The 20629-nt window shown below is 56.7% G+C and carries 18 protein-coding genes and 1 riboswitch; of the genes, 9 read left to right on the forward strand and 9 right to left on the reverse strand.

Annotated features, from left to right (window positions below; all coding sequences use genetic code 11):
- Nucleotides 1–454 precede the first annotated feature (454 nt).
- The gene (locus VN24_RS26880) at nt 455–763 is read left to right on the forward strand and encodes a helix-turn-helix domain-containing protein (RefSeq protein ID WP_082083715.1); all 309 of its coding nucleotides are present in this window, start codon (nt 455–457) and stop codon (nt 761–763) included.
- Between the two features lie 26 nt (nt 764–789).
- Nucleotides 790–1149, forward strand: coding sequence for an MmyB family transcriptional regulator (locus VN24_RS28705; protein WP_420798629.1), 360 nt, complete (start codon nt 790–792; stop codon nt 1147–1149).
- An 82-nt stretch (nt 1150–1231) separates the two neighbouring features.
- Here the strand turns inward: VN24_RS28705 and VN24_RS10815 are convergent, their stop codons facing one another.
- The 5 genes from VN24_RS10815 to VN24_RS10835 all read right to left on the reverse strand — a co-directional run bounded on the left by VN24_RS10815 (nt 1232) and on the right by VN24_RS10835 (nt 7152).
- On the reverse strand, nt 1232–2014 hold the full coding sequence (locus VN24_RS10815; protein ID WP_045670417.1) for an exodeoxyribonuclease III: 783 nt from the start codon (nt 2012–2014) through the stop codon (nt 1232–1234).
- 290 nt (nt 2015–2304) lie between these two features.
- Nucleotides 2305–2805 (reverse strand): C40 family peptidase, encoded by a 501-nt coding sequence (locus tag VN24_RS10820; protein ID WP_045670418.1) that lies wholly within the window; start codon nt 2803–2805, stop codon nt 2305–2307.
- A 5-nt stretch (nt 2806–2810) separates the two neighbouring features.
- Nucleotides 2811–3057, reverse strand: a riboswitch (cyclic di-AMP (ydaO/yuaA leader).
- A gap of 624 nt (nt 3058–3681) precedes the next feature.
- Nucleotides 3682–3939, reverse strand: coding sequence for a hypothetical protein (locus tag VN24_RS10825; protein WP_045670419.1), 258 nt, complete (start codon nt 3937–3939; stop codon nt 3682–3684).
- Between the two features lie 143 nt (nt 3940–4082).
- Nucleotides 4083–4913, reverse strand: coding sequence for a hypothetical protein (locus VN24_RS10830; RefSeq protein ID WP_045670420.1), 831 nt, complete (start codon nt 4911–4913; stop codon nt 4083–4085).
- A 37-nt stretch (nt 4914–4950) separates the two neighbouring features.
- Complete coding sequence (locus VN24_RS10835) at nt 4951–7152, reverse strand: M1 family metallopeptidase (protein WP_045670421.1); 2202 nt, start codon at nt 7150–7152, stop codon at nt 4951–4953.
- Nucleotides 7153–7390: 238 nt separating this feature from the next.
- Between VN24_RS10835 and VN24_RS10840 the strand changes: the two genes are divergently transcribed.
- Nucleotides 7391–7912 (forward strand): YwhD family protein, encoded by a 522-nt coding sequence (locus VN24_RS10840; protein ID WP_045670422.1) that lies wholly within the window; start codon nt 7391–7393, stop codon nt 7910–7912.
- 174 nt (nt 7913–8086) lie between these two features.
- Here the strand turns inward: VN24_RS10840 and VN24_RS10845 are convergent, their stop codons facing one another.
- The 4 genes from VN24_RS10845 to VN24_RS10860 form a co-directional block, all read right to left on the reverse strand.
- Nucleotides 8087–8638: a GNAT family N-acetyltransferase gene (locus VN24_RS10845; protein ID WP_045673187.1), complete on the reverse strand. Its 552-nt coding sequence runs from the start codon at nt 8636–8638 to the stop codon at nt 8087–8089.
- A gap of 969 nt (nt 8639–9607) precedes the next feature.
- The gene (locus VN24_RS10850) at nt 9608–11347 is read right to left on the reverse strand and encodes an ABC1 kinase family protein (protein WP_045670423.1); all 1740 of its coding nucleotides are present in this window, start codon (nt 11345–11347) and stop codon (nt 9608–9610) included.
- On the reverse strand, nt 11344–11847 hold the full coding sequence (locus tag VN24_RS26280; protein WP_052702894.1) for a phasin family protein: 504 nt from the start codon (nt 11845–11847) through the stop codon (nt 11344–11346). Before VN24_RS26280 ends, VN24_RS10850 begins: the two co-directional genes overlap by 4 nt.
- A 224-nt stretch (nt 11848–12071) precedes the next feature.
- On the reverse strand, nt 12072–14192 hold the full coding sequence (locus VN24_RS10860; protein ID WP_045670424.1) for a transglycosylase domain-containing protein: 2121 nt from the start codon (nt 14190–14192) through the stop codon (nt 12072–12074).
- A 373-nt stretch (nt 14193–14565) separates the two neighbouring features.
- On the opposite strand from VN24_RS10860, the gene speE reads away from it, so the two are divergent.
- From speE to argS, 6 genes are all read left to right on the forward strand, one after another.
- Nucleotides 14566–15393, forward strand: a complete 828-nt coding sequence (speE, locus tag VN24_RS10865; RefSeq protein WP_045670425.1) for a polyamine aminopropyltransferase — start codon at nt 14566–14568, stop codon at nt 15391–15393.
- A 31-nt stretch (nt 15394–15424) separates the two neighbouring features.
- A complete protein-coding gene (speB, locus tag VN24_RS10870; protein WP_045670426.1) occupies nt 15425–16297 on the forward strand; it encodes an agmatinase in 873 nt (290 codons plus the stop codon).
- 1092 nt (nt 16298–17389) lie between these two features.
- The gene (locus VN24_RS10875; protein ID WP_193790110.1) at nt 17390–17641 is read left to right on the forward strand and encodes a DUF7667 family protein; all 252 of its coding nucleotides are present in this window, start codon (nt 17390–17392) and stop codon (nt 17639–17641) included.
- 56 nt (nt 17642–17697) lie between these two features.
- The gene (locus VN24_RS10880; RefSeq protein ID WP_045670427.1) at nt 17698–18219 is read left to right on the forward strand and encodes a DNA-deoxyinosine glycosylase; all 522 of its coding nucleotides are present in this window, start codon (nt 17698–17700) and stop codon (nt 18217–18219) included.
- 301 nt (nt 18220–18520) lie between these two features.
- Complete coding sequence (locus VN24_RS10890; protein ID WP_045670429.1) at nt 18521–18946, forward strand: YwiB family protein; 426 nt, start codon at nt 18521–18523, stop codon at nt 18944–18946.
- Nucleotides 18946–20625 carry an arginine--tRNA ligase gene (argS, locus tag VN24_RS10895; RefSeq protein WP_045670430.1) on the forward strand — a complete coding sequence of 560 codons (1680 nt, stop codon included), beginning with the start codon at nt 18946–18948 and terminating at the stop codon, nt 20623–20625. Before VN24_RS10890 ends, argS begins: the two co-directional genes overlap by 1 nt.
- The last annotated feature ends 4 nt before the right edge of the window (nt 20626–20629 follow it).

Below are 20629 nucleotides of genomic sequence, written 5' to 3' on the forward strand. Positions count from 1 at the left end.
CGGATTTCGCGCTCCCTAAGTCCTCCCAAACGTAGCCAAGGAAGGGCATTTAAACAGAGCTCTGGAGTATACTGGGAGTCATTCCCGCCACGCCACTTCGAAACTTACCTTTAGCATTGGAATAGTCTTAACATAGCAGTCCGTGTGGGATAAGAAGCTGGAACGATGGATTACCTACCCCGACAACTCGATTGCGAAGGATGAGGAAAAAAACTAAACTAATGGTACGAGAATTGAGTGAAGAACCGGACACGTACCACCCACTCTGAAGCATGTCCCAAACAGGCCCATAAGCAGCACTCCTAAGGCTCCGAACATGAAAGCCCACAGAGGATGTCGGTCTGCATTCGGCCCAGTATCCTAGCATTGCCGCGAGTACAAGCATGCCCCATCCCGCAATGAAATTGACGACCGGTGAAGGCCCAAATGGGATGGGAACGGGGATGAGCAGGCCGTGAATGCGAACTCGCATCGACGAAAAGCGCTGGGCAATTATTTAAAATCACGCCGTACCAAGCTTGCCCCTGGAAAAGTCGGACTGCCATCAGGCCACACTCGGCGGCGAACACCGGGGCTTAGGCGCGAGGAATTGGCCGATATGGCGGGAGTGAGCTTGTCATGGTACACGTGGCTTGAGCAAGGATGCGACATTCACGTGTCCAAAGAGGTACTTGCCAGCGTCGGCCGGGCGTTGAAGTTGAATGGAGGCAAATATCGTCAGGTCATGAATCTGGCTCAGTTTCCGGTAAGCTCCGACCGTTAGAGCAAGAAAAGGTCATTACGCCGGCGCTGAAAAAAATGATAGGCGATCTCCCTTACCCGGCAATGGCAGAAAGCCATCATGCGGATGTGCTTGCGTGGAACGATGCGTCGTGCCGCTATTTTTTCGATTTTTCCAAAGCGGCTGCGAGAGATCGGAACCTGATCTGGCTGTGGTCTACGGACAAATCGCTTATGTCCCGAATCGCCAACTGGGAAGAGAAATCGGGGTATGCAGTTTCCTTATTCCGAAGTTTTAGCGACCGATGTGCCGGTGATCCTTGTTTTCCCCGGTTTATCGCCGATTTAACACAGATCAGCCCATTTTTCCAAAAATTGTGGTCGCTCCTTGAGCTCAGACAAAAATCGGACAGCAATTTTGGTGATTAACAAACCGGGTTCCGATCATGAAATGTTTGATGTGACATCCTTTGCGAACATCATGGCAATGAAAAACTGCATTTCTTTGTGTTTACGCCTCGCTCCGCCCCGAGCCGTTCATATCCGCCATTTCCAGAATGACCGGGCAGTGGTCGCTGCCGAATATATGGGAGTCGATTTTTGCATCGACCAGGAAAGGCGCAAGTCTCGAGGATGCGAGAAAATAATCGATTCGCCAGCCTACGTTGCGTTCTCTCACTTTCGGCATATTCGACCACCAGCTGTAGGCGTCGGTCCGGTCCGGGTAAAAATAGCGGAACGTATCGATAAATCCGGCATCCAGCAGCCGCGTCATTTTGTCCCGCTCTTCGGGCGTGAATCCGGAGTTGCCGTGATTGGACTTCGCATTCTTGATATCAATCTCCTGATGGGCCACATTCAAATCGCCGCAAATAATAACCGGCTTGTCGGCGTCCAATTGCCCGACGTAGGCGCGAAAACGCTCTTCCCATTCGAGTCTGTACGCAAGCCTGGACAGATCGCGTTTCGCGTTCGGAGTATAAACGTTCACGAGATAAAAGGAATCGAATTCCATCGTAATGATGCGCCCTTCCGGTTCGTGATCCTCTTCGATGCCGTAACGCACCGAAAGCGGTTTGATTTTCGTAAAAACGGCGGTTCCCGAATACCCCTTCTTCAGCGCGTAATTCCAATACGAGGCATATTCCTCCCCGTGCTCCATACCTATTTGCCCTTCCTGCAGCTTGATCTCCTGAACGCAAAAAATGTCCGCATCCGTTTCGTTAAAGTAATCGTAAAAGCCTTTTTTGACGCATGCCCTTAAACCATTGACGTTCCACGACACCAATTTCATCCTCGTCTGTCTCCTTGCAATTCGTATTTAGTTGATGGAATCCGCGTTTGCCCGACTAAAGTCCAGTTCGTTTTCCTCCTCCGGATGGTCATCTTATTCTGGAAAGTAGTTTATACTTTTGTACAGAGAGACCGATGAACACGCTCAAGCGTTCATGACGCGCAAAGAAAGGGTTCACGAAGTTGTGGCGAAAAAGGCCGGCCAAAAAAGCATTCAAGCCGCAAGCGCTTGTCCCAAAGGACAAACTCATGCGGCTTGAATGCTCACGAACCGTTGCAGCTAGCGGTAAGTTAATCGACGTCCGGTCCTCCGTCCACTTCGTCGGAAGGATCGTCCGCATATTTTTCGTACGTATCCGTACTCATAATGCGGCGCGCCGTTACATAACGTTTCGTGTAATACGAATCGCTGATCGAGCTGATCGTAACGCCTTTGCTGGAGGAAGCATGGGCCATTTTGCCGTCGCCGACATAGATGCCGACATGGGAAATGCCCCTGCCGCTCGTATTAAAAAATACGAGATCGCCTGCAATCAGATCGTCCTTCGCGACTTTCTTCCCCATCCGGGCTTGCGCGATCGAGGAGTGCGGAAGGGAAACTTTGAATTGATTAAATACGTAAGATGTGAAGCCCGAGCAGTCAAATCCTCTAGTGCTGGTACCAGCCATTTTGTAGGGTGTGCCGATTACATCGCTGATGACGCCGTCCATCTTGGAGTCTGCAAACACGCTGCCGACCTGGAAGGTGAGCAGAAGGGCAAATCCGATCAATAGCGCTGATACTTTCTTCAAAGCGTAAAGCTCCTTCCAAAAGCCTACGAGGTTAGCTGTGGGGTTCGGTTGAAGGCACCCTATGACTTCTCAGGCGTCATGCTGCAGCTGGCGTGGTCGTCCTTGTGGTTGTAAGGACCCGGGCCGCGGTACCAGAGATGGCTGGCAAGCGGTGCGAGGACGATTACTTCTTGCTTGGCGGGACGTCGAAATCAATTCACCCAAAGTGGTTCCCCCGTTTCCATGTACACGGGAATTCGGCAGTTTGTTTTATGTACTCGCTACCTATTCTTTTTTTTTCAATAATCTCCTTCCTTCGACGTTAAATTCTAATAATTCTAATGATTCGCATGGGTGAGGTAAGCGCTATCAGCATGATGAATACTCACTTCCAGCCGTTTTTACCGGTTTTTGAGCATCGTTAAAGATGTTGAAGATTGTCAGATTACGGACGCTGCAACGCTGAATACTTGTAGGTCTTTGCTCACGAAAAAAAGCGCCACCAGCGGCGCTTCCATCAGACGGTATAGAGGACATTTTCCATCATGGTCAGCAGTCTTACGCGCATTCTCTCCAGCATCCGGAGCGTTCCTCGCAGCGGCCCGGCTGGGCCTGCGCCTTTGCCGCATTTAACCCGAAACGTCCCGTCGTAAACAGATCGAACTGGACACGCTAGCGATATTCAGGCGAAAAGGACGGCTCCCGCGAGGCTGCGTTTGGTACGATGCTTTGCAAGGCGACGTCATGCGACGCCACACCGCGCGATGGGAGCTCGCGCGGGCGCTGTCCGGCGCCCAGCTCTGTATAATGCGGGGCGAGCGGGACTGCGGGCGGGCGGGCCGGATAAACAAAATAAAGCGCCCGCTTGGGGCGCTTTATTTAACGTCCGCCTCTTTCTCAGGCGGTAAACAGCATATTTTCCATCATGGTGAGCAGCCGTGTGCGCATCCGTTCCAGAACGCGCATCGTTTCGTCCAGGCAAGCGAGCGATGCCTGACCTGCGGCGGATCCGATGCGCAGCTCCGCATGTTCGCGGTTGAGGGCGGCAAGCTCTTCTTCCGTTTTGGCGTTAGGCTTGTAGTTCTTCATCCGGAACAGCATGTCTCCTGTTGCCTTGTACAATTCTTCACAGTACAGTTGGGTTTTCTTCAACATGGTTATCCACTCCTAGTGAATATTTCTTTTCTATAGGGATAGCGGTCCGGGCAACGTTTGACGAATGAGGTTACTCTATTATACACGAAAAACGTTTGAAATGTCAGAAAATTTGTAAATTTACCAAAATTAGATTTTACATGTCAGCGGGAACCGGGCTGGTTCGACTGCCAGCAGTCAAATTGCGAAGCGACGCTCCATATGCCAAGCAATGTGCGGCCAAAATGATACAATTGCTGGATCATGATGGCCAGCAGGCCCGCCCATAGCAGCGAGGCGCCGCTGACGGCCAGTCCGGACGCCGCCGCGATCAGCCAAAGCACAAGCGACAGCGCGGCAAGAGGGAGGAGGAGGCGAGGCGCGCGCAGCAGCGAGTCCGTGAGGCTCTGGCCGGAAGCGGCCCCGAACTGCAGAGCGAGAAACAGCAGATGCAGCAGGACGCCCCATAGCAGCCAGCCTGCGCCCCAAGGGAGCGCCGTTTGCGCCAGTTCCAGCATGGAGGGGCTCGAGAGGAGGGCGTCCAAGCCGCGCGGCAGCAGCCACCATGCCGGGGCAAGCGTCAGCAGCGTCTCGCACCAGTAGAGCGGCAGCACCCGTTTCCAGCAGCGGCGGATGCCTTGCATGAACCGGCTGCCTCCGTCGCCGCCGGCAGAGACGTGATGGAGCGAGTAGAACAGTCCCGCATTGAGCAGCGGCGTCACGATCATGCGCAGCGCCAGCATTCCTAGCAGCGTCCAGGCGTAGGGCTGGACGAGGGACGTTTTGAGCAGCCGGAACTGGGCTTCCGCCCAGAACAGTCCCGAGGCCGACTCCGAGGGCAGGGTGCCGGGATAACGCTCAAGCAGCGGCGTCACGACCGAATCGACATAGCGGTACAGAAAGAATCCCCACAGCAGCTGATAAAGAAACAGCACAATGAGAATGTGCATATGTTTAACGGTCAGCCGCCAGCCTTGCTTCATGTGGTGCTTCATCGTGTTCACTCCCTGTTAACAGTAATGCCCGGGCCCTCTACCAGGCGAATGCTCCCATGATGCTCTCGAGCAGTTTAACGATGCCGAGATTGAAGCGGGTGCGCGTTTTGCCGTCGGCTTCGGACCGCATAAAATTGTTGATATGCTTGTTGTCCAGCACATTGCGGTTTACCGGGTCGACCGCGGCCCATACGAGCGGGGAGGAGGAGGAGAGCTTATACTGCATCTCGGACGCCGCGCCGTCCCATTCCTTCTCCGCGGAGGAACCGTCCGCGAACCGGAATTCGACCGTCACCGGCCCGTTCGCGCCGCCGCTGCGACGGATCAGCACCTCCGCTCCATACTTCCCGCTGTCGCCAGGACCCGGAGGCAGGACGCGCACGGAAGCTACGGAATAATCGGCCATAGCGCTGCCGTACACGAATTGACTGAAGTAGTCGGTCCAATTCTGCTTTGTCACCCTCTCCACCACGTTCTGGAAATCGGCCGTCGTCGGGTGCTTGAATTTGTAGGTTTGAAAATAAGTGCGCAAAATGGCGCGCATCGTATTGGCTCCGACTCGGTTCTCGATTCCTTCCAGCACCAGCTTGGCGCGCGTATACACGTTGTCGGCGTAGCGGTCATTGCTGCCGTACGACCAGGAAAGCAGCTTCAACGGGGCCGGATCGGTCATATAGCTCGCTTCCAGCGGCGAATTCGGTTCGATGCCGTACTCGCTCTGCATCACTTTATCTTCCGAATAAGAGGTAAAGCCTTCGTCGAGCCATGCTTCCTCGAACTCGTTGGTCGCCACCATGCCGTACCAGTATTGGTGGCCGATCTCATGCACGACCGTCCGCTCCAGCCCGTACCCGGGCGTCTTCGATTCCGCCGCAAATGCGGTAATGAGCGTCGGATATTCCATGCCGCCGGCGCCGTTGCCGCCTGCCGGTGGGACGACGATGGACAGCGTGGAGTACGGATATTCGCCATACCATTTCGCGTATTTGGCGAGGGCCGACTTGGCCGCATGCATATACCGGTCCTTCAGATCGGCATGCAGCGGGTCGAGATAGAGCTTGATGCGGACGCCGGGAACGCCGCTTGTGGAGTAGGCTTCCTCTTCGTAGACGAAATCGGGCGAGGCGGCCCAGCCGAAATCGTGCACATCCTCGGCGTAAAACTGGTAAATCTTGTTTTCACCGGCCATTTTTGGAACCTTCGTCTGAATGCCGGTCGCCGCCACCTTATAGGAGGCCGGCACTTGAATGTTGACCGTATACAGTCCGAAATCGCTGTAAAATTCCGAGTTTCCGTGATACTGATGCGCGTTCCAGCCTTCCTTATGGCCGCCGCTGTCCGCCGTCTCATAAGCGGCCAGCTTCGGGAACCATTGACCGGCCATCACGAAATTGCCGGCGTAGCCCATCCGGGCGAACACTTCCGGAAGCTTCACCTTAAAGCCGATCTTCAGCGCCACTTCGGCTCCCGGGTAGACCGGCTCCGGCAGGCGCAGCTTGGCCAGCGTAAAATCGTCCTTGTTGCCGTCGTCAGGCTGCACATAATGGAGGCGCGGCAGCAGGCTGTCGCCGTCCATCGTTTTGAACGACTCCAGCTTCATATAGCCGCGGCTGTTCTCGGTTGCCTTATCTTTCCGCAGCTTCCCGCCCGATTCTTTCATAAACGTCGTATTCTCAGACAGAAATGCGTTCGGGTAAAGGTGAAAATAGAGCTCGGACACCGGCTTTTTGCCCGGGTTCTTCCAGGTGACCGTTTCGGTACCGGTCAATATTTTGCCGGAAGCGTCCAGCTTGACGTCAATCTGGTAGTCCGTTACGCGTTTGCTGAGCGCGACCGCTTTGGGCGCGTCGTCGGCCGCGGGCTCGGTCGTGCGGCCTGAGTCGGCGGAGCGGACCTGCCCCTCGGGGCCGGAGGCGGAACGCCCGGCATCGCCGGCGGGCCCGGACGCTTTGCCGGCAATGGCTGGGCGTAGCGACAGAGCGGTTTCCGCCGCATCCGGGCGGACGGTTTCCACGACCGCCGCCGGCCCGGAGATTGCGGGAGCGGAACCGGCTGCGGCAGCGTCCGGTGAAGGCACGGTCATCGATGTGGTATTGGGCGCGATATCGCTGCGACTGCTGGCGGCCGCATAGGTATACTGCGATAACCAGGCATCCCCGTAGCCCTGCCGAACCGACAGGCCGATCAGGATAGCGACGAATAGAGCCAGCAATAATGAAGCGGCGCGGCGTGGAGTCATTGAATGTTTCCCTCCCGTTGACAAGCATCTACAGCATGTATATGTTGGCTTTTTCAAGATTATTAGCTAAAATGGAATTAATGTGCGGCAGCGGGGACAATCCCGGACGCGGCGCGGATTTCGGCCGTTACGGACCATAACGGACCTGTAACGGGCCAGTGTGCGAATGAGTGCGCTCCTTATTGCGGGAGGCAATCGAATAGAACGAAGATGAATTCGGGAAGGTGTGCATCGAGGTATGGAAGAGCAGGGAACAGGCAAGGAACCGGAAAAGAAAGGCAAGCGTTCGCTGTCGCTGAACGTGGTGAGCAGCAAGGAGCATAAAGGGTTCGGAGCGGGCACGATCGACTTAAGCCAAGTGTCGTCGGTCATCATCGACGGGGACAGCGCCTATATCGATGTCGGCGCCATGCATGCGAAGAGCAAGGTGGAGCGGGGGATCAAGTTCAGCCCGAACAAGGAAGACGTTCCAAACGGTCGTCCTTGCTGGATCGTATGGGTCGCCGTGGACCGCAATGAGGAAGGCTCGTATTATGCGGGCGCTACCGCATGCGCCATGCTGATCGACACGGAAGCGAAGCGGGGATGGAAAATTCTCGCCGACCACGTGAACAAGCTCGACTACTCCATCAAGCGGCGCTACATGCTGGGCGAGCTGGGGCCGTCCGAGAAGGCCGCGCTGCGCAAGCTGCTTGTGGAACACAATGCGGAATGGTGGGATCACTCGCCTGACGCGCTGAAAACGGCGCTGGACGCCTAATAAGAGCCGGACCGGCAGTTCTGTCTTCGATGATAAGAAGGCGGGGCTGCTTTTTTTAATGTAGGGAAAGGATTCATTTTGCTTTATCTGATCTTATTTGGCGGAACGAATCTCTTTCACAGATGGAACGGCGAGAGCCTTTTCAGCTCGCGGATGCGGATGCGTGTGCGGGGTTCATTTTTTGCTGTAGGCGCGGCGGTGGAAGGACGTAATCAGACGGAAAAGCTCTTGGCCGTCCCCAGGAAAATCGTCATGACCGGCAAGGGGCAGCACCATCGCGTGGTACGGCTCCGGAACCCATATATAATGATGCACGTAGTCGGTAAGGATGAAGCCGTTTTGTTCCCAAAACCGGATGCGGCGCAAATTGGGAACCGTCCGGTCGGCTTCGACTTCGACGATGATCGCCTTCGCTTTCAGCTGCTCAGCCGCCCAATTCCGAATCGCGCCGAGCAGCTTTCCTCCGAGTCCATTGCCGCGAAGATCTTCGCGCACCGCCAAGTAATCGATCAGCAGCGCCTTGTCGTCCCGGGTGCGGCCGGTAATCGCCATGGCTGCCGCTTGCGAGCCGATTGTCAGCACATGCAGGAAGCTCATGCGGCGGGCGAACATGCCGCCGATAATGGCGTCGCTCTTTCGTCCGTGTTCGGGAAAAGCTTGCCGGTAAATGCTTCGCGCCTCCGGCCAAAGGCGGTCATCGAGCTGATCGAGCGTGATGAATTCCATCGCGGTCTCCTTCGTATAGAGAGGGTATTGCTTGTATCGTAACATATTTGGAAGCAAAACGAAGAGTCCCGGTTTCACCGGCCCGGCGGGCGGCAAGCGTGCCTCCCGCGCAGCCGCCGCATCTGCCCTTCCTCCGTGAAAAAGGAAAGCGGAGCGGGTCATTTGAAGCTGGAGAAGCGTTAGCGTTCGCGATTGACCCCGGTGCTTGAAACAAGCGGTGAAAGTCGAGCGGAGAGGCTGACTTGGGACTGGAGAAGCGCCAGCGTTCGCCTTTGTCCTTGAATTTCTTCCTCTAAATGGTTTATAGGATCAAGAAATTCAAAGGACAACAGCGATCGGAAGCACAAGTCAGCCGCGCAGTTTCACCACACTTTTAACGCATATCCGGGGACGGTTGCGATCGTAAGATCAAATGCACCCGCGCAGCGCTCCTTTTTCACTCTCACCACAAACATAAATAGGGGTTCTGCTTATCCGCTGATAACCAGAACCCCTATATTGGACGGTTTTGCTTATTCAATTGTTAATCGACACACTCCATTCAAAGCAGCCTGCGTAACCTAACGCTCGCTTTTTCCGATATTTCCTCTTGCTCCAAACGTTTAGAACCGATACGTCACCACAGACACGAGTTCCGGCATGTCCCCTGGGAAAGGCCTCATTCGTTTCCGGACTCCTCTCCTCACCAGTTTGGGCAAGACATGCTTCGCTTACCGTCTCCAATGGACTATCCCCTTTCCTTTTGGAGTGACTTCAGTATAGCACAAGCCCATTAAATTTTAAATATTCAGATAATTCTAAATAATACGGAAAACTGCTAAAAAAGTTGGAAAACCTCGTTTATCCGCTTTCATTCGTAAATTTTGGGTAAATTTCTTGTGTATTCGCAACCGAGCGCAAAAAATGCGGACAAGCCGGCAGACGCCTCCGCCTGCCAGCTTGTCTTTCTTCCGCATTGCCTGCCGGCTCTTATTTTCGTCCCGACCGAAAAATGGAGATGATCATATACAAAAACATCAGGCCGGCAATGCTGAAGCCGATTTCCAAAGCGGGAAAGCGCGTCAGCAGATCGGGCTGCCGCCCAAGAGACGAGCCGATGATAAGCCCGGCCATCAGGATGCTGAAGGAAAGCAGCACGATGCTGAAGGAGAGCCGGCCGCTGATCCGGTCAAGCCGTTTCATGATGCGGTCCACATCGGGCACGGTCAGCTCCAGCGGCAGCTTGCCGCGCTGCATCAGCGCGAATATGCCGCGCAGCCGGGAGGGCAGCTCACCGAGCAGCGCTGCATATTCGAGCGCATAGCCTGCCGCCGTTTCGGCAAGGCGCCGCGGCTGCATCCGTTCGAGCAGCAGGCGTTTGCCGAATGGCTCCGCCACGCTGACGACGGTAAATTCCGGATCGAGCGATGTGAGGACGCCTTCGAGCGTCAGCAGCGTTTTGCCGAGAAGCATAAAGTCTTTGGGCATCTTCACCCGGTGACGGTAAGCGACGCTGAACAGGTCGTTGACCGCTTCGCTCAAACTGATTTCGCTGAAAGGTACCTGGTAATATTTCTCCCTCAGCAGGTCGACCTCGCGCCGCAGCTTGAACCGGTCGGCCATTTCGGAGATGAGCCCCATCTCTTCAATCGCTTTGATCACACCGTCGGTGCTCTGCCGCCGCATGGCGATCACAAGTGAAGCGAAATGCCCTTTCATGCCCGGGGTTAATCGGCCGACCAAGCCGAAATCGAGCAGGCCGATGACCGGTCTAACATCCGGGCTCCTGCCGCGGTTTTCCCTCGTCTTGCCGCTTCCCGGCTTTTCCGGGCGCGGGGGCATTACGATGACATTGCCGGGATGAGGGTCCGCGTGGAAAAAACCGCCGATAAACAGCTGCTCGAACACCGCGCCCGCGACGCTTTCGGCGATGCTGCGCAGCTCGTAGCCGCTTGCGGCGAGAAGCTCGCGCTCTCCGATGCTGATACCGTTCAAATAATCCATCGCAAGTACTTTGCGGGTTGTAAGATCCCAATAAATCGCAGGAATAATGACGTGGGAATTATCGTGGAACTGTGCGGCGATCCGCTCGGCATTGCGGCCCTCCAGCGTATAATCGAGCTCGGCAAGCAGCGAAACCGACAGCTCGTCCACCAGATCGCGAATTCCGAAGCGGGAAGCCCACTCCAGACGGTGTTCGGCCGCACGGGCAAGATCCTGCAAAATCTCCAGATCGGTCTCTACGACCGCGCGGATGCCCGGACGCTGCACCTTAACGGCTATTTGCTCGCCGGAGTGCAGCCTCGCGGTGTGAACTTGACCGATCGAGGCTGCCGCGATCGGCGTTTCGTCGAAGCGGTCGAACAGTGACGAAAGCGGAGCTCCGAGCTCCGCTTCGAGCAGTTTCTTCACGTCCGCAAACGGGAACGGGGGCACCTTGTCCTGCAGCTTCGCCAGTTCCGCCAATATTTCTGCGGGAATCAAATCGGGCCGGGTGCTCGCAATTTGACCGAGCTTCACGAAGGTTGGCCCCAGCTCCTGCAAAAACAACCGGATGCGTTCTCCGGTTGTTCGGGTATGGCTATTGCTTTCCTCTGCCGGTATCCGCGGGAAAGGAATGTGCCGCAGCAGGCCGAGCTCTTTGACGATGACGCCGAATCCGTTGCGCGCGAACGCTGCGGCGATGTCACGGTAACGGTGCAGATGGCGGAATTTGCGTCCCGCTTTCATCGGCTTTCGTCAGCGCGTCCATCCCCTCCGCCGTCCGCACCGTCTCCTTCTGTTATTTCCGCACTCGTCCCTGCTTTCACGGTTGCGGGATGCCCAGACGCTGCGGCCACTGTGGACAAGCCGGGCGCTTCCGTCAGCGCGGACGATTTCGTCAAAGCGGCCGATTCGTCCTGTACACTCCCGTCCTCATCCGTACCGGAGACGGTGATGCCGAGCTTTTCCTCCAGCCGCGCAATCCGCTCCTCCAGCCGGCGAATTTCATCCCGGGTAGCCAAATTCAAATCCTCGGCCGTCTGTCTCATCCTCTCCTTGACGGAGTTCTCAATTCCAAGCCGTGCCTCCTGTCCGCGCTCGATCATTCCTTTAACAAAGGCCTGCGAATCGGACTTGCTCATCTCTCCCCGTGTGGACAATTCCTGCGCCAGCTTCTCCGCTTGATCCTTGGTCGAAGCTGCCAACCCGAGCCCGAGCGAGAACGCTTTGTTCAACAAATCTTTCATGACGGAGATCCCTGCCTTTCCAGTTTAGCATCCATAGGGGCCGCCCGCTGCGGCCTCTCTACTTCTATTTATACCCCAAGAAAGCTTTCTTGACTGTCGAATATTGCCGGGTCCAACGTTAATATTTCTAAAAGTTGTCGAGAAAGTGTCGAGAGGCTGTCGAAATGTGCGCATGCATCATGTGACTTCCTTCGACAACAAGCGCGAAAAAAGTCTGCGGCCGGCTAATGGTTCCACCACCGCTTCAGGTGGTCCAGCCACGAGCGCTTCGCGGCCTCGTCCGCGCTGCTTCCGCCGTCCGAAGTGCCGGGGCTGACATCCGTTTCCGCCGCTCCGCATATTTCGGTCGGCTCCGTTCCGCGCACGAACATCTCCAACCGGCTGCCGGAACAGCGGAGCGAGGCCAGTTTGCCGGAAGCGGGGTTGATGTAGACGCCGACGACGCCCTCGGGAATCGGGAACATCTTCGGGGGTACCGCCGCCAGCGCTTGCTCCGTATAACGGGCGAAAATCGGGGCCGCGCGGTGTTCCTCGGCTTTCGTCAGCGCGCGCCCTTTGTCGTAGCCGACCCAGACCGCCGTTGCCAGCTCCGGCGTATAGCCGACGAGCCAGGCGTCGGATGACGTTGTGCCGGTCTTGCCGGCGATCGGCCGCTTGATCATCGCCGCGACCCGGTTGCCCGTGCCTCCCGTTTCAAATACGCTCTCCATCATGCTCGTCAGCACGTACGCATGCGCCGCGTCGACAACCCGCTGCGCCTCAGGCTGCGCCTGATACAGCACCTCGCCTTTGCTGTCCTCGATCCGCAATATCGCGACCGGTTTCACATGCACGCCGCCTGCGGCGAGCGTGCCGAACGCCGACGCCATCTCCAGCGGGCTGACGGGAAACGTGCCGAGCGCGAGCGACGGCACCGGCCGCATCGGACTGTCGATGCCGAGCTTGCGCGCCATCTCGATCACCTTGTCGGCGCCGACGCTCATCACCGTGTTTACCGCGTAAATGTTGTCCGAACTGGCGATCGCTTCGCGCATATTAATAAAGCCGCCCGTATATTTGTTGTTGTAATTATGAGGCTGGTACGTTTTGCGTCCTCCGTCGTACGTAAAGACGGTCGGCGCGCTCCGGAACGGCGTGACGGGAGTCATCCCGTTTTCCAGCGCGGTCAAATAGAGGATCGGCTTGAACGACGAGCCGGGCTGGCGTGTGCCGGCGAGAGCGCGGTTGTACTGGTTCGTCTTGTAATTGCGTCCTCCGACCATCGCCTTGACGTATCCGGTGCGGGGGTCGATCGAGACGAGCGCCGCCTGCTGCTCCGAGCCCGGCGGCATGCCCTCCTTCACCGCTTGCTCCGCCGCCTTCTGGGCGTCCGGATCGAGCGTCGTGTAAATATGGACGCCGCCTTCGCTTAAGCGAGCCTCGTCGATGCCGAGCACGTCGACTGCAATCTGGCGCACGTAATCGCGGAAGTAAGGGGCGAAGCCGCCGGAGCCGTCGGCCGCAAGCGGCTTGAACGCAAGCACCTCACGGAACGCTTCATCCGCTTCCGCTTGCGAAATACGACCGCCTTCAACCATCGCCTGCAAAATCGTTTTTTGGCGGTCTTTCGCATTTTTCATATCCATATAAGGCGAGTAATATTTCGGTCCCTTCGGAATGCCGGCCAGCATCGCGCTTTCGGCCAGCGACAGCCGGGAAGCGTGTTTGCCGAAATACATTTGCGAAGCGGCTTCGATGCCGTAGGCGCCGTGCCCGTAGTAAATCTGGTTCAGATACAGTCCCAGAATCTCGTCCTTGGAATAGTTCATTTCCAGCTGGATCGTATAGACCGCTTCCTTCAGCTTGCGCTGCCACGTCCGCTCATGGGTCAAATAGAGATTGCGCGCGAGCTGCTGGGTCAGCGTACTGGCGCCCTGCTTCGTCGACATATGCTCCAGATTGACGAGCGCGGCGCGCGTCATCCCTTTGACGTCGAACCCCAAATGCTGATAGAAGCGCCGGTCCTCGATCGCCACCGTCGCCTCGATCAGATGAGGGGAGATATCGGCGAGCGCGACGGACTTCCGGTTCTGGCCGGTATGGAACGTGTCGATCAGGCTGCCGTGCAGATCGTATATTTGTGACGTCTGGCTGATCGAAGATGCAGGCAGAGACTGGATGCGCAGATAGAGCAGAAATCCGGCCGTAAGCGCCAATATGAGCGCCGCTGCGATGCCGAGTCTGCGCGCCAGGCGCGTTAGTGCCCGGCTTCGGGGCAGCAGCTGCTCCCGCAGCAAGGCGAAACGCGTGCGGCGCCTCTTGTTTTTCGAGCCCGGCTTGTGCGGTTTGGCGGTCGGCTTGTTCATGTTGCTTTTTGACTCCCTTCGCGTAAGCGATCCTAATCCTTTCCTTAGTATGGAAAAAGGAAGAGCGAGCTATTCACGGCCATGTACGAATGGAGGATGCAGGTACCGGATCCCGAAAGCGCGGCGCCCGAATCGGCGTCATTTTTCAGAGTGCCGGTTGGAGGATTGATTGGTGGATTAATATGAAGCAATTGTGTTTGTAATGGGGGGTAGATTTGACTATAATACAGGGTGAACCGCTACCAATCGAGATTGCAAACGTATTTTTGACCTATACATAGCTTATTTCGGGCGGCCACGCCGGTGCGCGGTTTCACGCCGAAAAGGACGGACAACCCGTCACCAGCCTGCTAAGAAAGAAGGGATTATTCACATGGAATTGTGGTACACGGAGAAACAAACGGAGAGCTACGGCATCACCGCGAAAATTAAGGAGACCTATGTGCACGAGCAAACGGACTTCCAGCAGCTCGATATGATCGAGACGGAAGAGTTCGGCACGATGCTGGTGCTGGACGGCATGGTCATGACGACCGACAAAGACGAGTTCGTCTATCATGAAATGGTCGCGCACCCGGCGCTTTATACGCACCCGAACCCGGAGAACGTGCTTGTCGTCGGCGGCGGCGACGGCGGCGTCATCCGTGAAATTTTGAAGCACCCGCAAGTGAAAAAAGCGGTTCTCGTCGAAATCGACGGCAAAGTGATCGAGTATTCGAAAAAATATTTGCCGAACATTGCCGGAGGCCTCGACGACCCGCGCGTGGAAGTCATCGTCAACGACGGCTTCATGCACATTCATGATCACAAAAACAGCTACGACGTCATCATGGTCGACTCCACGGAGCCGGTCGGCCCGGCGGTCAACCTGTTTACCCGCGGCTTCTATCAAGGCATCTACGAGGCGCTGAAAGAAGACGGCATCTTCGTCGCCCAGACGGACAATCCGTGGTTCAAGGCCGATCTGATCGAAAGCGTCAACCGCGATGTGAAGGAAGTATTCCCGATCGTGCGCGTTTACTGGGCGAACGTCCCGACCTATCCGAGCGGATTGTGGACGTTCACGATGGGCAGCAAGAAATACGACCCGCTGCAGGTGGACGAGTCGGCCATCCCGGAAATCGACACCAAGTATTACTCCCCGAGACTGCATAAAGCGGCGTTCGCGCTGCCGAAATTTGTGGAAGATTTGGTGAAGTAAGCGGAGGAAAGAAAGCGAGGACAACATCTTCATGAAACTTGATCAAAAATATTCCGGCAACGTCTTTATTTTAAGCTCGGAGGATTACGAAGCTTCCAAAGCGGTCATCTACGGCATGCCGATGGATTACACCGTATCGTTCCGTCCGGGCTCGCGCTTCGGCCCCGCGCGCGTCCGCGAGGTTTCGATCGGGCTGGAGGAATACAGCCCGTACCTGGACCGCAGCCTCGAAGATATTACGTACTTCGACGCCGGCGATCTGCTGCTGCCGTTCGGCAACGCCGCCCGCTCGCTCGACATTATCGGCGAGTTCGTGCGCGGCGTGCTGGCGGACGGCAAAATGCCGGTCGGCCTCGGCGGCGAGCATCTCGTATCGTGGCCGGTATTCCAGGCCGTCTACGAAAAATATCCCGATCTGGCGATCGTCCACTTTGACGCCCATGCCGACCTGCGGGAGCAGTACGAAGGCGAGCCGCTTTCGCACTCCACTCCGCTGCGAAAGGCGGCCGGCCTGATCGGCGGCAAAAACATTTACCAGTTCGGCATCCGTTCCGGCTCGCGCGAGGAATGGCAGTTTGCGCGCGAGAACATCAACTTCCACCCGTTCGAGGTGCTCGAGCCGCTGAAGAAGGTGCTGCCGGAGCTGGCGGGCCGTCCCGTCTATTTGACCATCGACATCGACGTACTTGATCCGTCCTGCGCGCCCGGCACGGGTACGGCGGAAGCGGGCGGCATTACGTCCAAGGAGCTGTTGGAAGCGGTGCATGCGATTGCGAAGGCGGGCATCAACGTCGTCGGCTGCGATTTGGTCGAAGTGGCGCCGGCTTATGATCCGACGGAGCAGACGCAAATCGTCGCCTCCAAAGTGATCCGCGAAATGCTGCTCGGCTTCATTCGGGACTAGCGCGCAGCATTCCAAATGCCTTTTTATAAAAAAGCATCCGAGCGTATGCCGCCTATCGGGGCTGCCCATCGGGCAACCGGCAAGGGAGCGCAGCCGTCTTGGGTGCTGTTTTTTTCTCTTCGCAGGGTCATTCAACGTGGCGAGGGCTCCGAACAGGAGCTTTTCGTGCCCATTATATAACGCTTTGGGGCGAAAAATGTGGTGGAATGTAGGGTAAAGGTCACTTTTCAGCATCTTTTGTCCATTCTCCCATCGGCTCAGGAAATCATCTCGAACACTTCACTGCGGACCATTTACCAAGACCATTCGCCAGGACGATTCGCCAGAGGGAGCATCTTGGGACCGTTCGTCAGGACGATTCGCCAGAGGGGGCCAACCTTAGGACAGTTCGCCTCAGGATTTTCCATAGTGAGTCATCTCAGGATCGTTCGTTTCAGGATTTGCCACAGTGAGTCATCTCAGGATCGTCCGCCTCAGGATTTGCCATAGTGAGTCATCTCAGAATCGTTCCCTTTGGGCGTTCGCTTTAGTACTATTCGCCATAGCGATCACTCTCGGACCGTTCGCCTAAGCAGGCTGAAGAACGTTCTGAAGAAAACGAAAGTCGTTTGTTGTGACCGCAACAGAAAGTTTACCTACAATAAAGTATTAAAGCGCAAGAACTTTCTGTTCGGCATGAAAGGCTACCTCTTACAGGGTCATTCCTCGTGGAGAGGGCTCCGAACAGTAGCTTTTCTTAAAAGATATGAAAGTATAAAGCTTCACGCCAATCCATTCTTAATCTTTCGACACGATACAGTTGTTCACCATTAAGGACGGCTAAGGACGGCGATAGCCGTTTCTGCTTGGTTCCTGAGTTAATGGGAGAGTGAACAAAAGAACTCGAATGACATACATGTTCGGGGGAAGCCGTCCAAGAGACGAGACGCGGAACAACAGGTTACGAAAACGATGCGGCTCGATGCGGCACGATGCGGCACGATGCGGCTCAAAGAACGGAGGCGCAGTTACGCGGATATTTTTGTTCCGGAGTCCCCGCAGGCTTGTTTCCCTCTCTTTTTGGCCATAATGGCTGATAGGAGGTGCATGACCATGGGGATTATGCCGATACATGAACGTTTGGCCGAGCTGTGGACCATTCGGGAGCGGCGCAGCTTGACCGAAGACGAGCAGTGCGACTTTGAGCACTGCTTGGCCGTGAACGCCGCGCACTGCCGGCGGCTGGCCAATCTGTACAATCTGTCGCTGCTCGCGTCGATGACGGGCGATCACGAGTGGCAGCATGACATTTGCAGCAAAATCGAAAAGCTGGACGGGCCGCCGCCCGCGTTCCGCAACCGGTAATCTTGCCGGGAAGGGGGCAGGCTGCCTATACGGCTTACAGGAGGAGCGTCACCCTTATGAGCGGAAGAATCCACTCGTTTGCGCCTGTCATCGACGGGGAAGCGGCCCTGCTCGTGCTCGGCAGCATGCCCGGAGCACAGTCGCTTCAGCTCGGGCAATATTACGGCAACCCGCGCAATTATTTTTGGCGGGTGCTGTACGGGCTGTCCGGCGACACGCCGGATGAGAGCTACGAAGCCAGGCTCGATTACGCCCGCCGCAAAGGCGTCGCGCTGTGGGACGTCATCGGCTCCTGCGAGCGCCCGGGCAGTCTGGACGCCAACATCCGCGAGGCGGTGCCGAACGATTTGCCGGAACTGGTGCGAAATTATCCGAATTTGCGCTGCTTCGCTTTCAACGGCGGCAAATCATTCGACACGTTCCGGCGGCATTACGGCCGCGATCCGGCTTTTTCAGCGGTAGAGCTGATCCAGCTTCCGTCGACCAGCCCGATTCCTACCGCCGCGATGCGGACGCTGGAGGACCGGCTTGCAGCATGGCGGGTCATTGCCCCTTATTTGAAGCAAACGGAATCGTAAACGTAAATATCATTTAACGCAGCCAACGCAGCGCTTTCGAAGAACCCTTCTCGAGCAGACAGTCTGAACTGCTCCCTTTGCTTAAGGCGTTCTCCCGCAGCCCGGAGCCGTTCGATTTGACGGAGTGTAAACGCCGGGGCTCCTTCTCCTCCTTTTTCTCCCCATCCGGCGCCTTGCCTGGTTGCGGCCGGGCTTGCCGCCGCAAGTGCCTCCCAAAGCCCCAATCGCCGCGCCAGCATTGAAAAGTACCGCTTTCCTGTATATAGTAGTAACATGAGTATGGAAGATGGAGATGCGGACCATGAACGAGAAACGACGCGTTCTCATCGCGCTGGAAAGCAAACAGGATGGGGGCGCAAAGACGGTTCAAACCTTTCGCGGACAGTTTTACCCCAAGGACAGATCGGTTTATGTCCGTTATGACGAGGATGACGAGCTGCATGGCACCGTGCGGACACTCCTGCGCTGGACGCCCGGAGAGCTTAGTCTCACCCGGCGCGGCGGGGTGGAGTCGGAGCAGACGTTCGCCGCAGGCAGCAGACGGCCGGGCAGGTACAGATCACCGCATCTTTCGTTTCCGCTCGAGACGGAGACGACGGAGCTTACGGCGGAGCAGGGCGGATGCGGACTGCCGCTGACGCTGCAGTGGTCGTACACGCTTCATATCGGACAGCAGGAAAGCAGCCGTTTTCAGTTGCGGCTTCATATACGGGAGGATAACAGTTAATGAAGACAAATGTGCTCAATCGCTTGTATGAACAAATTAAAGAGGCCATCGCCGATGCCGTCGTCAAGGCCGGTCTGGCGGAGCGCGAGCAGCTGCCTGCTTTTGTGCTGGAGGTGCCGAAGGAGAAAGCGCACGGCGATCTGGCGACGAATGCGGCGATGCAGCTGACGAAGATCGCGAAGAAAAACCCGCGCCAAATCGCCGAAGCGATTGTGCAAAACCTTGAAGCCGGAAAAGCTTCCATCGAATCGGCTGAAATTGCCGGACCGGGCTTTATCAACTTCCGGCTCGACAAAAGCTTCCTGTACGGCGTCATCGCCGACGTTGCGGAAGCGGGAGCCGATTACGGCCGCGCGGCGGCGCGCAAAGGCGAGCGGATTCAGGTGGAGTTCGTCAGCGCCAACCCGACCGGCAGCCTTCACCTCGGTCACGCCCGTGGAGCGGCCGTCGGCGACGCGCTTTGCAGCGTGCTGGACTTCGCCGGCTACGACGTGGACCGCGAATACTATATTAACGATGCCGGCGCCCAGGTGGGAAATCTGGCCAAGTCGATCGAAGCCCGCTACAAGCAGGCGCTCGGAATGGAAGCGGAGATGCCGGAGGACGGCTACTACGGAGAAGATATTTTCGGCTTCGCGCGCGAGCTGGCCGCAGAGAAGGGTGACTCGCTGCTGTCGCTGCCGGACGAAGAACGGTTCGCTTTTTTCCGCCAGTACGGACTGGAGAGGGAACTTGACAAAATCAAACGCGACCTCGCCCGCTTCCGCGTCTCGTTCAACGAGTGGTTCAGCGAGACGTCGCTTTATGAGAGCGGCCGCATCACGGAGGCGCTTGACGCGCTGAAGGCCAAGGGGCAAGTGTACGAGGAGGACGGCGCGACGTGGCTCTCGTCCATGACGTTCGGCGACGACAAAAACCGCGTTCTGGTGAAAAATGACGGATCCTATACGTATTTGACGCCTGATATCGCGTACCACCGCGACAAATACGCGCGCGGTTATGACCGGATCATCAACATTTGGGGCGCCGACCACCACGGTTACATTCCGCGCATGAAGGCGGCGATGGAGGCGCTCGGCAACGACCCGGACAAGCTGATCGTGCTCATTGCGCAAATGGTTAGTCTGTTCCAGAACGGCGAGAAAGTAAAAATGTCCAAGCGGACCGGCAAAGCGGTCACGATGGAAGACTTGATGGACGAGGTCGGCGTCGACGCGATCCGCTACTTCTTCACGATGCGCAGTATGGATTCGCATCTGGATTTCGATATGGACCTGGCGATTTCCACGTCCAACGAAAACCCGGTTTATTACGTGCAGTACGCGCACGCCCGCATTTGCAGCATTTTCCGCCAGGCCGAAGAGCAGGGCGTAACGGTGCCGTCGCTGGACGCGGTCCGGTTCAATAAGCTGACAGCCGAGCACGAGTTCGACCTGCTGCGCAAAATGGGCGAGCTGCCGCAGGAAATTGCCGAAGCGGCGGCACAATATGCGCCCCACCGCATCGTCCGTTATGTATATGAGCTGGCGTCGAACTTCCACAGCTACTATCGGGCGGAGCGTGTCATTACCGAGGACGGCGAGCAGACGCAGGCGCGTCTGGCGCTGCTCGGCGCGGTCCGCACCGTGCTTGCCAACGTGCTGCGCCTGATCGGCGTGTCCGCTCCGGAACGGATGTAACGCC

Origin of the sequence: Paenibacillus beijingensis (assembly GCF_000961095.1) — a bacterium.
Lineage (GTDB): Bacteria > Bacillota > Bacilli > Paenibacillales > Paenibacillaceae > Paenibacillus_O > Paenibacillus_O beijingensis.

What these genes read in the sequence shown, in the direction of transcription:
- VN24_RS10815 (WP_045670417.1), bottom strand. Translation starts at nt 2,014, where the DNA reads ATGAAATTGGTGTCGTGGAACGTCAATGGTTTAAGGGCATGCGTCAAA.
- VN24_RS10825 (WP_045670419.1), bottom strand. Translation starts at nt 3,939, where the DNA reads ATGTTGAAGAAAACCCAACTGTACTGTGAAGAATTGTACAAGGCAACA.
- VN24_RS10830 (WP_045670420.1), bottom strand. Translation starts at nt 4,913, where the DNA reads ATGAAGCACCACATGAAGCAAGGCTGGCGGCTGACCGTTAAACATATG.
- VN24_RS10835 (WP_045670421.1), bottom strand. Translation starts at nt 7,152, where the DNA reads ATGACTCCACGCCGCGCCGCTTCATTATTGCTGGCTCTATTCGTCGCT.
- VN24_RS10840 (WP_045670422.1), top strand. Translation starts at nt 7,391, where the DNA reads ATGGAAGAGCAGGGAACAGGCAAGGAACCGGAAAAGAAAGGCAAGCGT.
- VN24_RS10845 (WP_045673187.1), bottom strand. Translation starts at nt 8,638, where the DNA reads ATGGAATTCATCACGCTCGATCAGCTCGATGACCGCCTTTGGCCGGAG.
- VN24_RS10850 (WP_045670423.1), bottom strand. Translation starts at nt 11,347, where the DNA reads ATGAAAGCGGGACGCAAATTCCGCCATCTGCACCGTTACCGTGACATC.
- VN24_RS26280 (WP_052702894.1), bottom strand. Translation starts at nt 11,847, where the DNA reads ATGAAAGATTTGTTGAACAAAGCGTTCTCGCTCGGGCTCGGGTTGGCA.
- VN24_RS10860 (WP_045670424.1), bottom strand. Translation starts at nt 14,192, where the DNA reads ATGAACAAGCCGACCGCCAAACCGCACAAGCCGGGCTCGAAAAACAAG.
- speE (WP_045670425.1), top strand. Translation starts at nt 14,566, where the DNA reads ATGGAATTGTGGTACACGGAGAAACAAACGGAGAGCTACGGCATCACC.
- speB (WP_045670426.1), top strand. Translation starts at nt 15,425, where the DNA reads ATGAAACTTGATCAAAAATATTCCGGCAACGTCTTTATTTTAAGCTCG.
- VN24_RS10875 (WP_193790110.1), top strand. Translation starts at nt 17,390, where the DNA reads ATGGGGATTATGCCGATACATGAACGTTTGGCCGAGCTGTGGACCATT.
- VN24_RS10880 (WP_045670427.1), top strand. Translation starts at nt 17,698, where the DNA reads ATGAGCGGAAGAATCCACTCGTTTGCGCCTGTCATCGACGGGGAAGCG.
- VN24_RS10890 (WP_045670429.1), top strand. Translation starts at nt 18,521, where the DNA reads ATGAACGAGAAACGACGCGTTCTCATCGCGCTGGAAAGCAAACAGGAT.
- argS (WP_045670430.1), top strand. Translation starts at nt 18,946, where the DNA reads ATGAAGACAAATGTGCTCAATCGCTTGTATGAACAAATTAAAGAGGCC.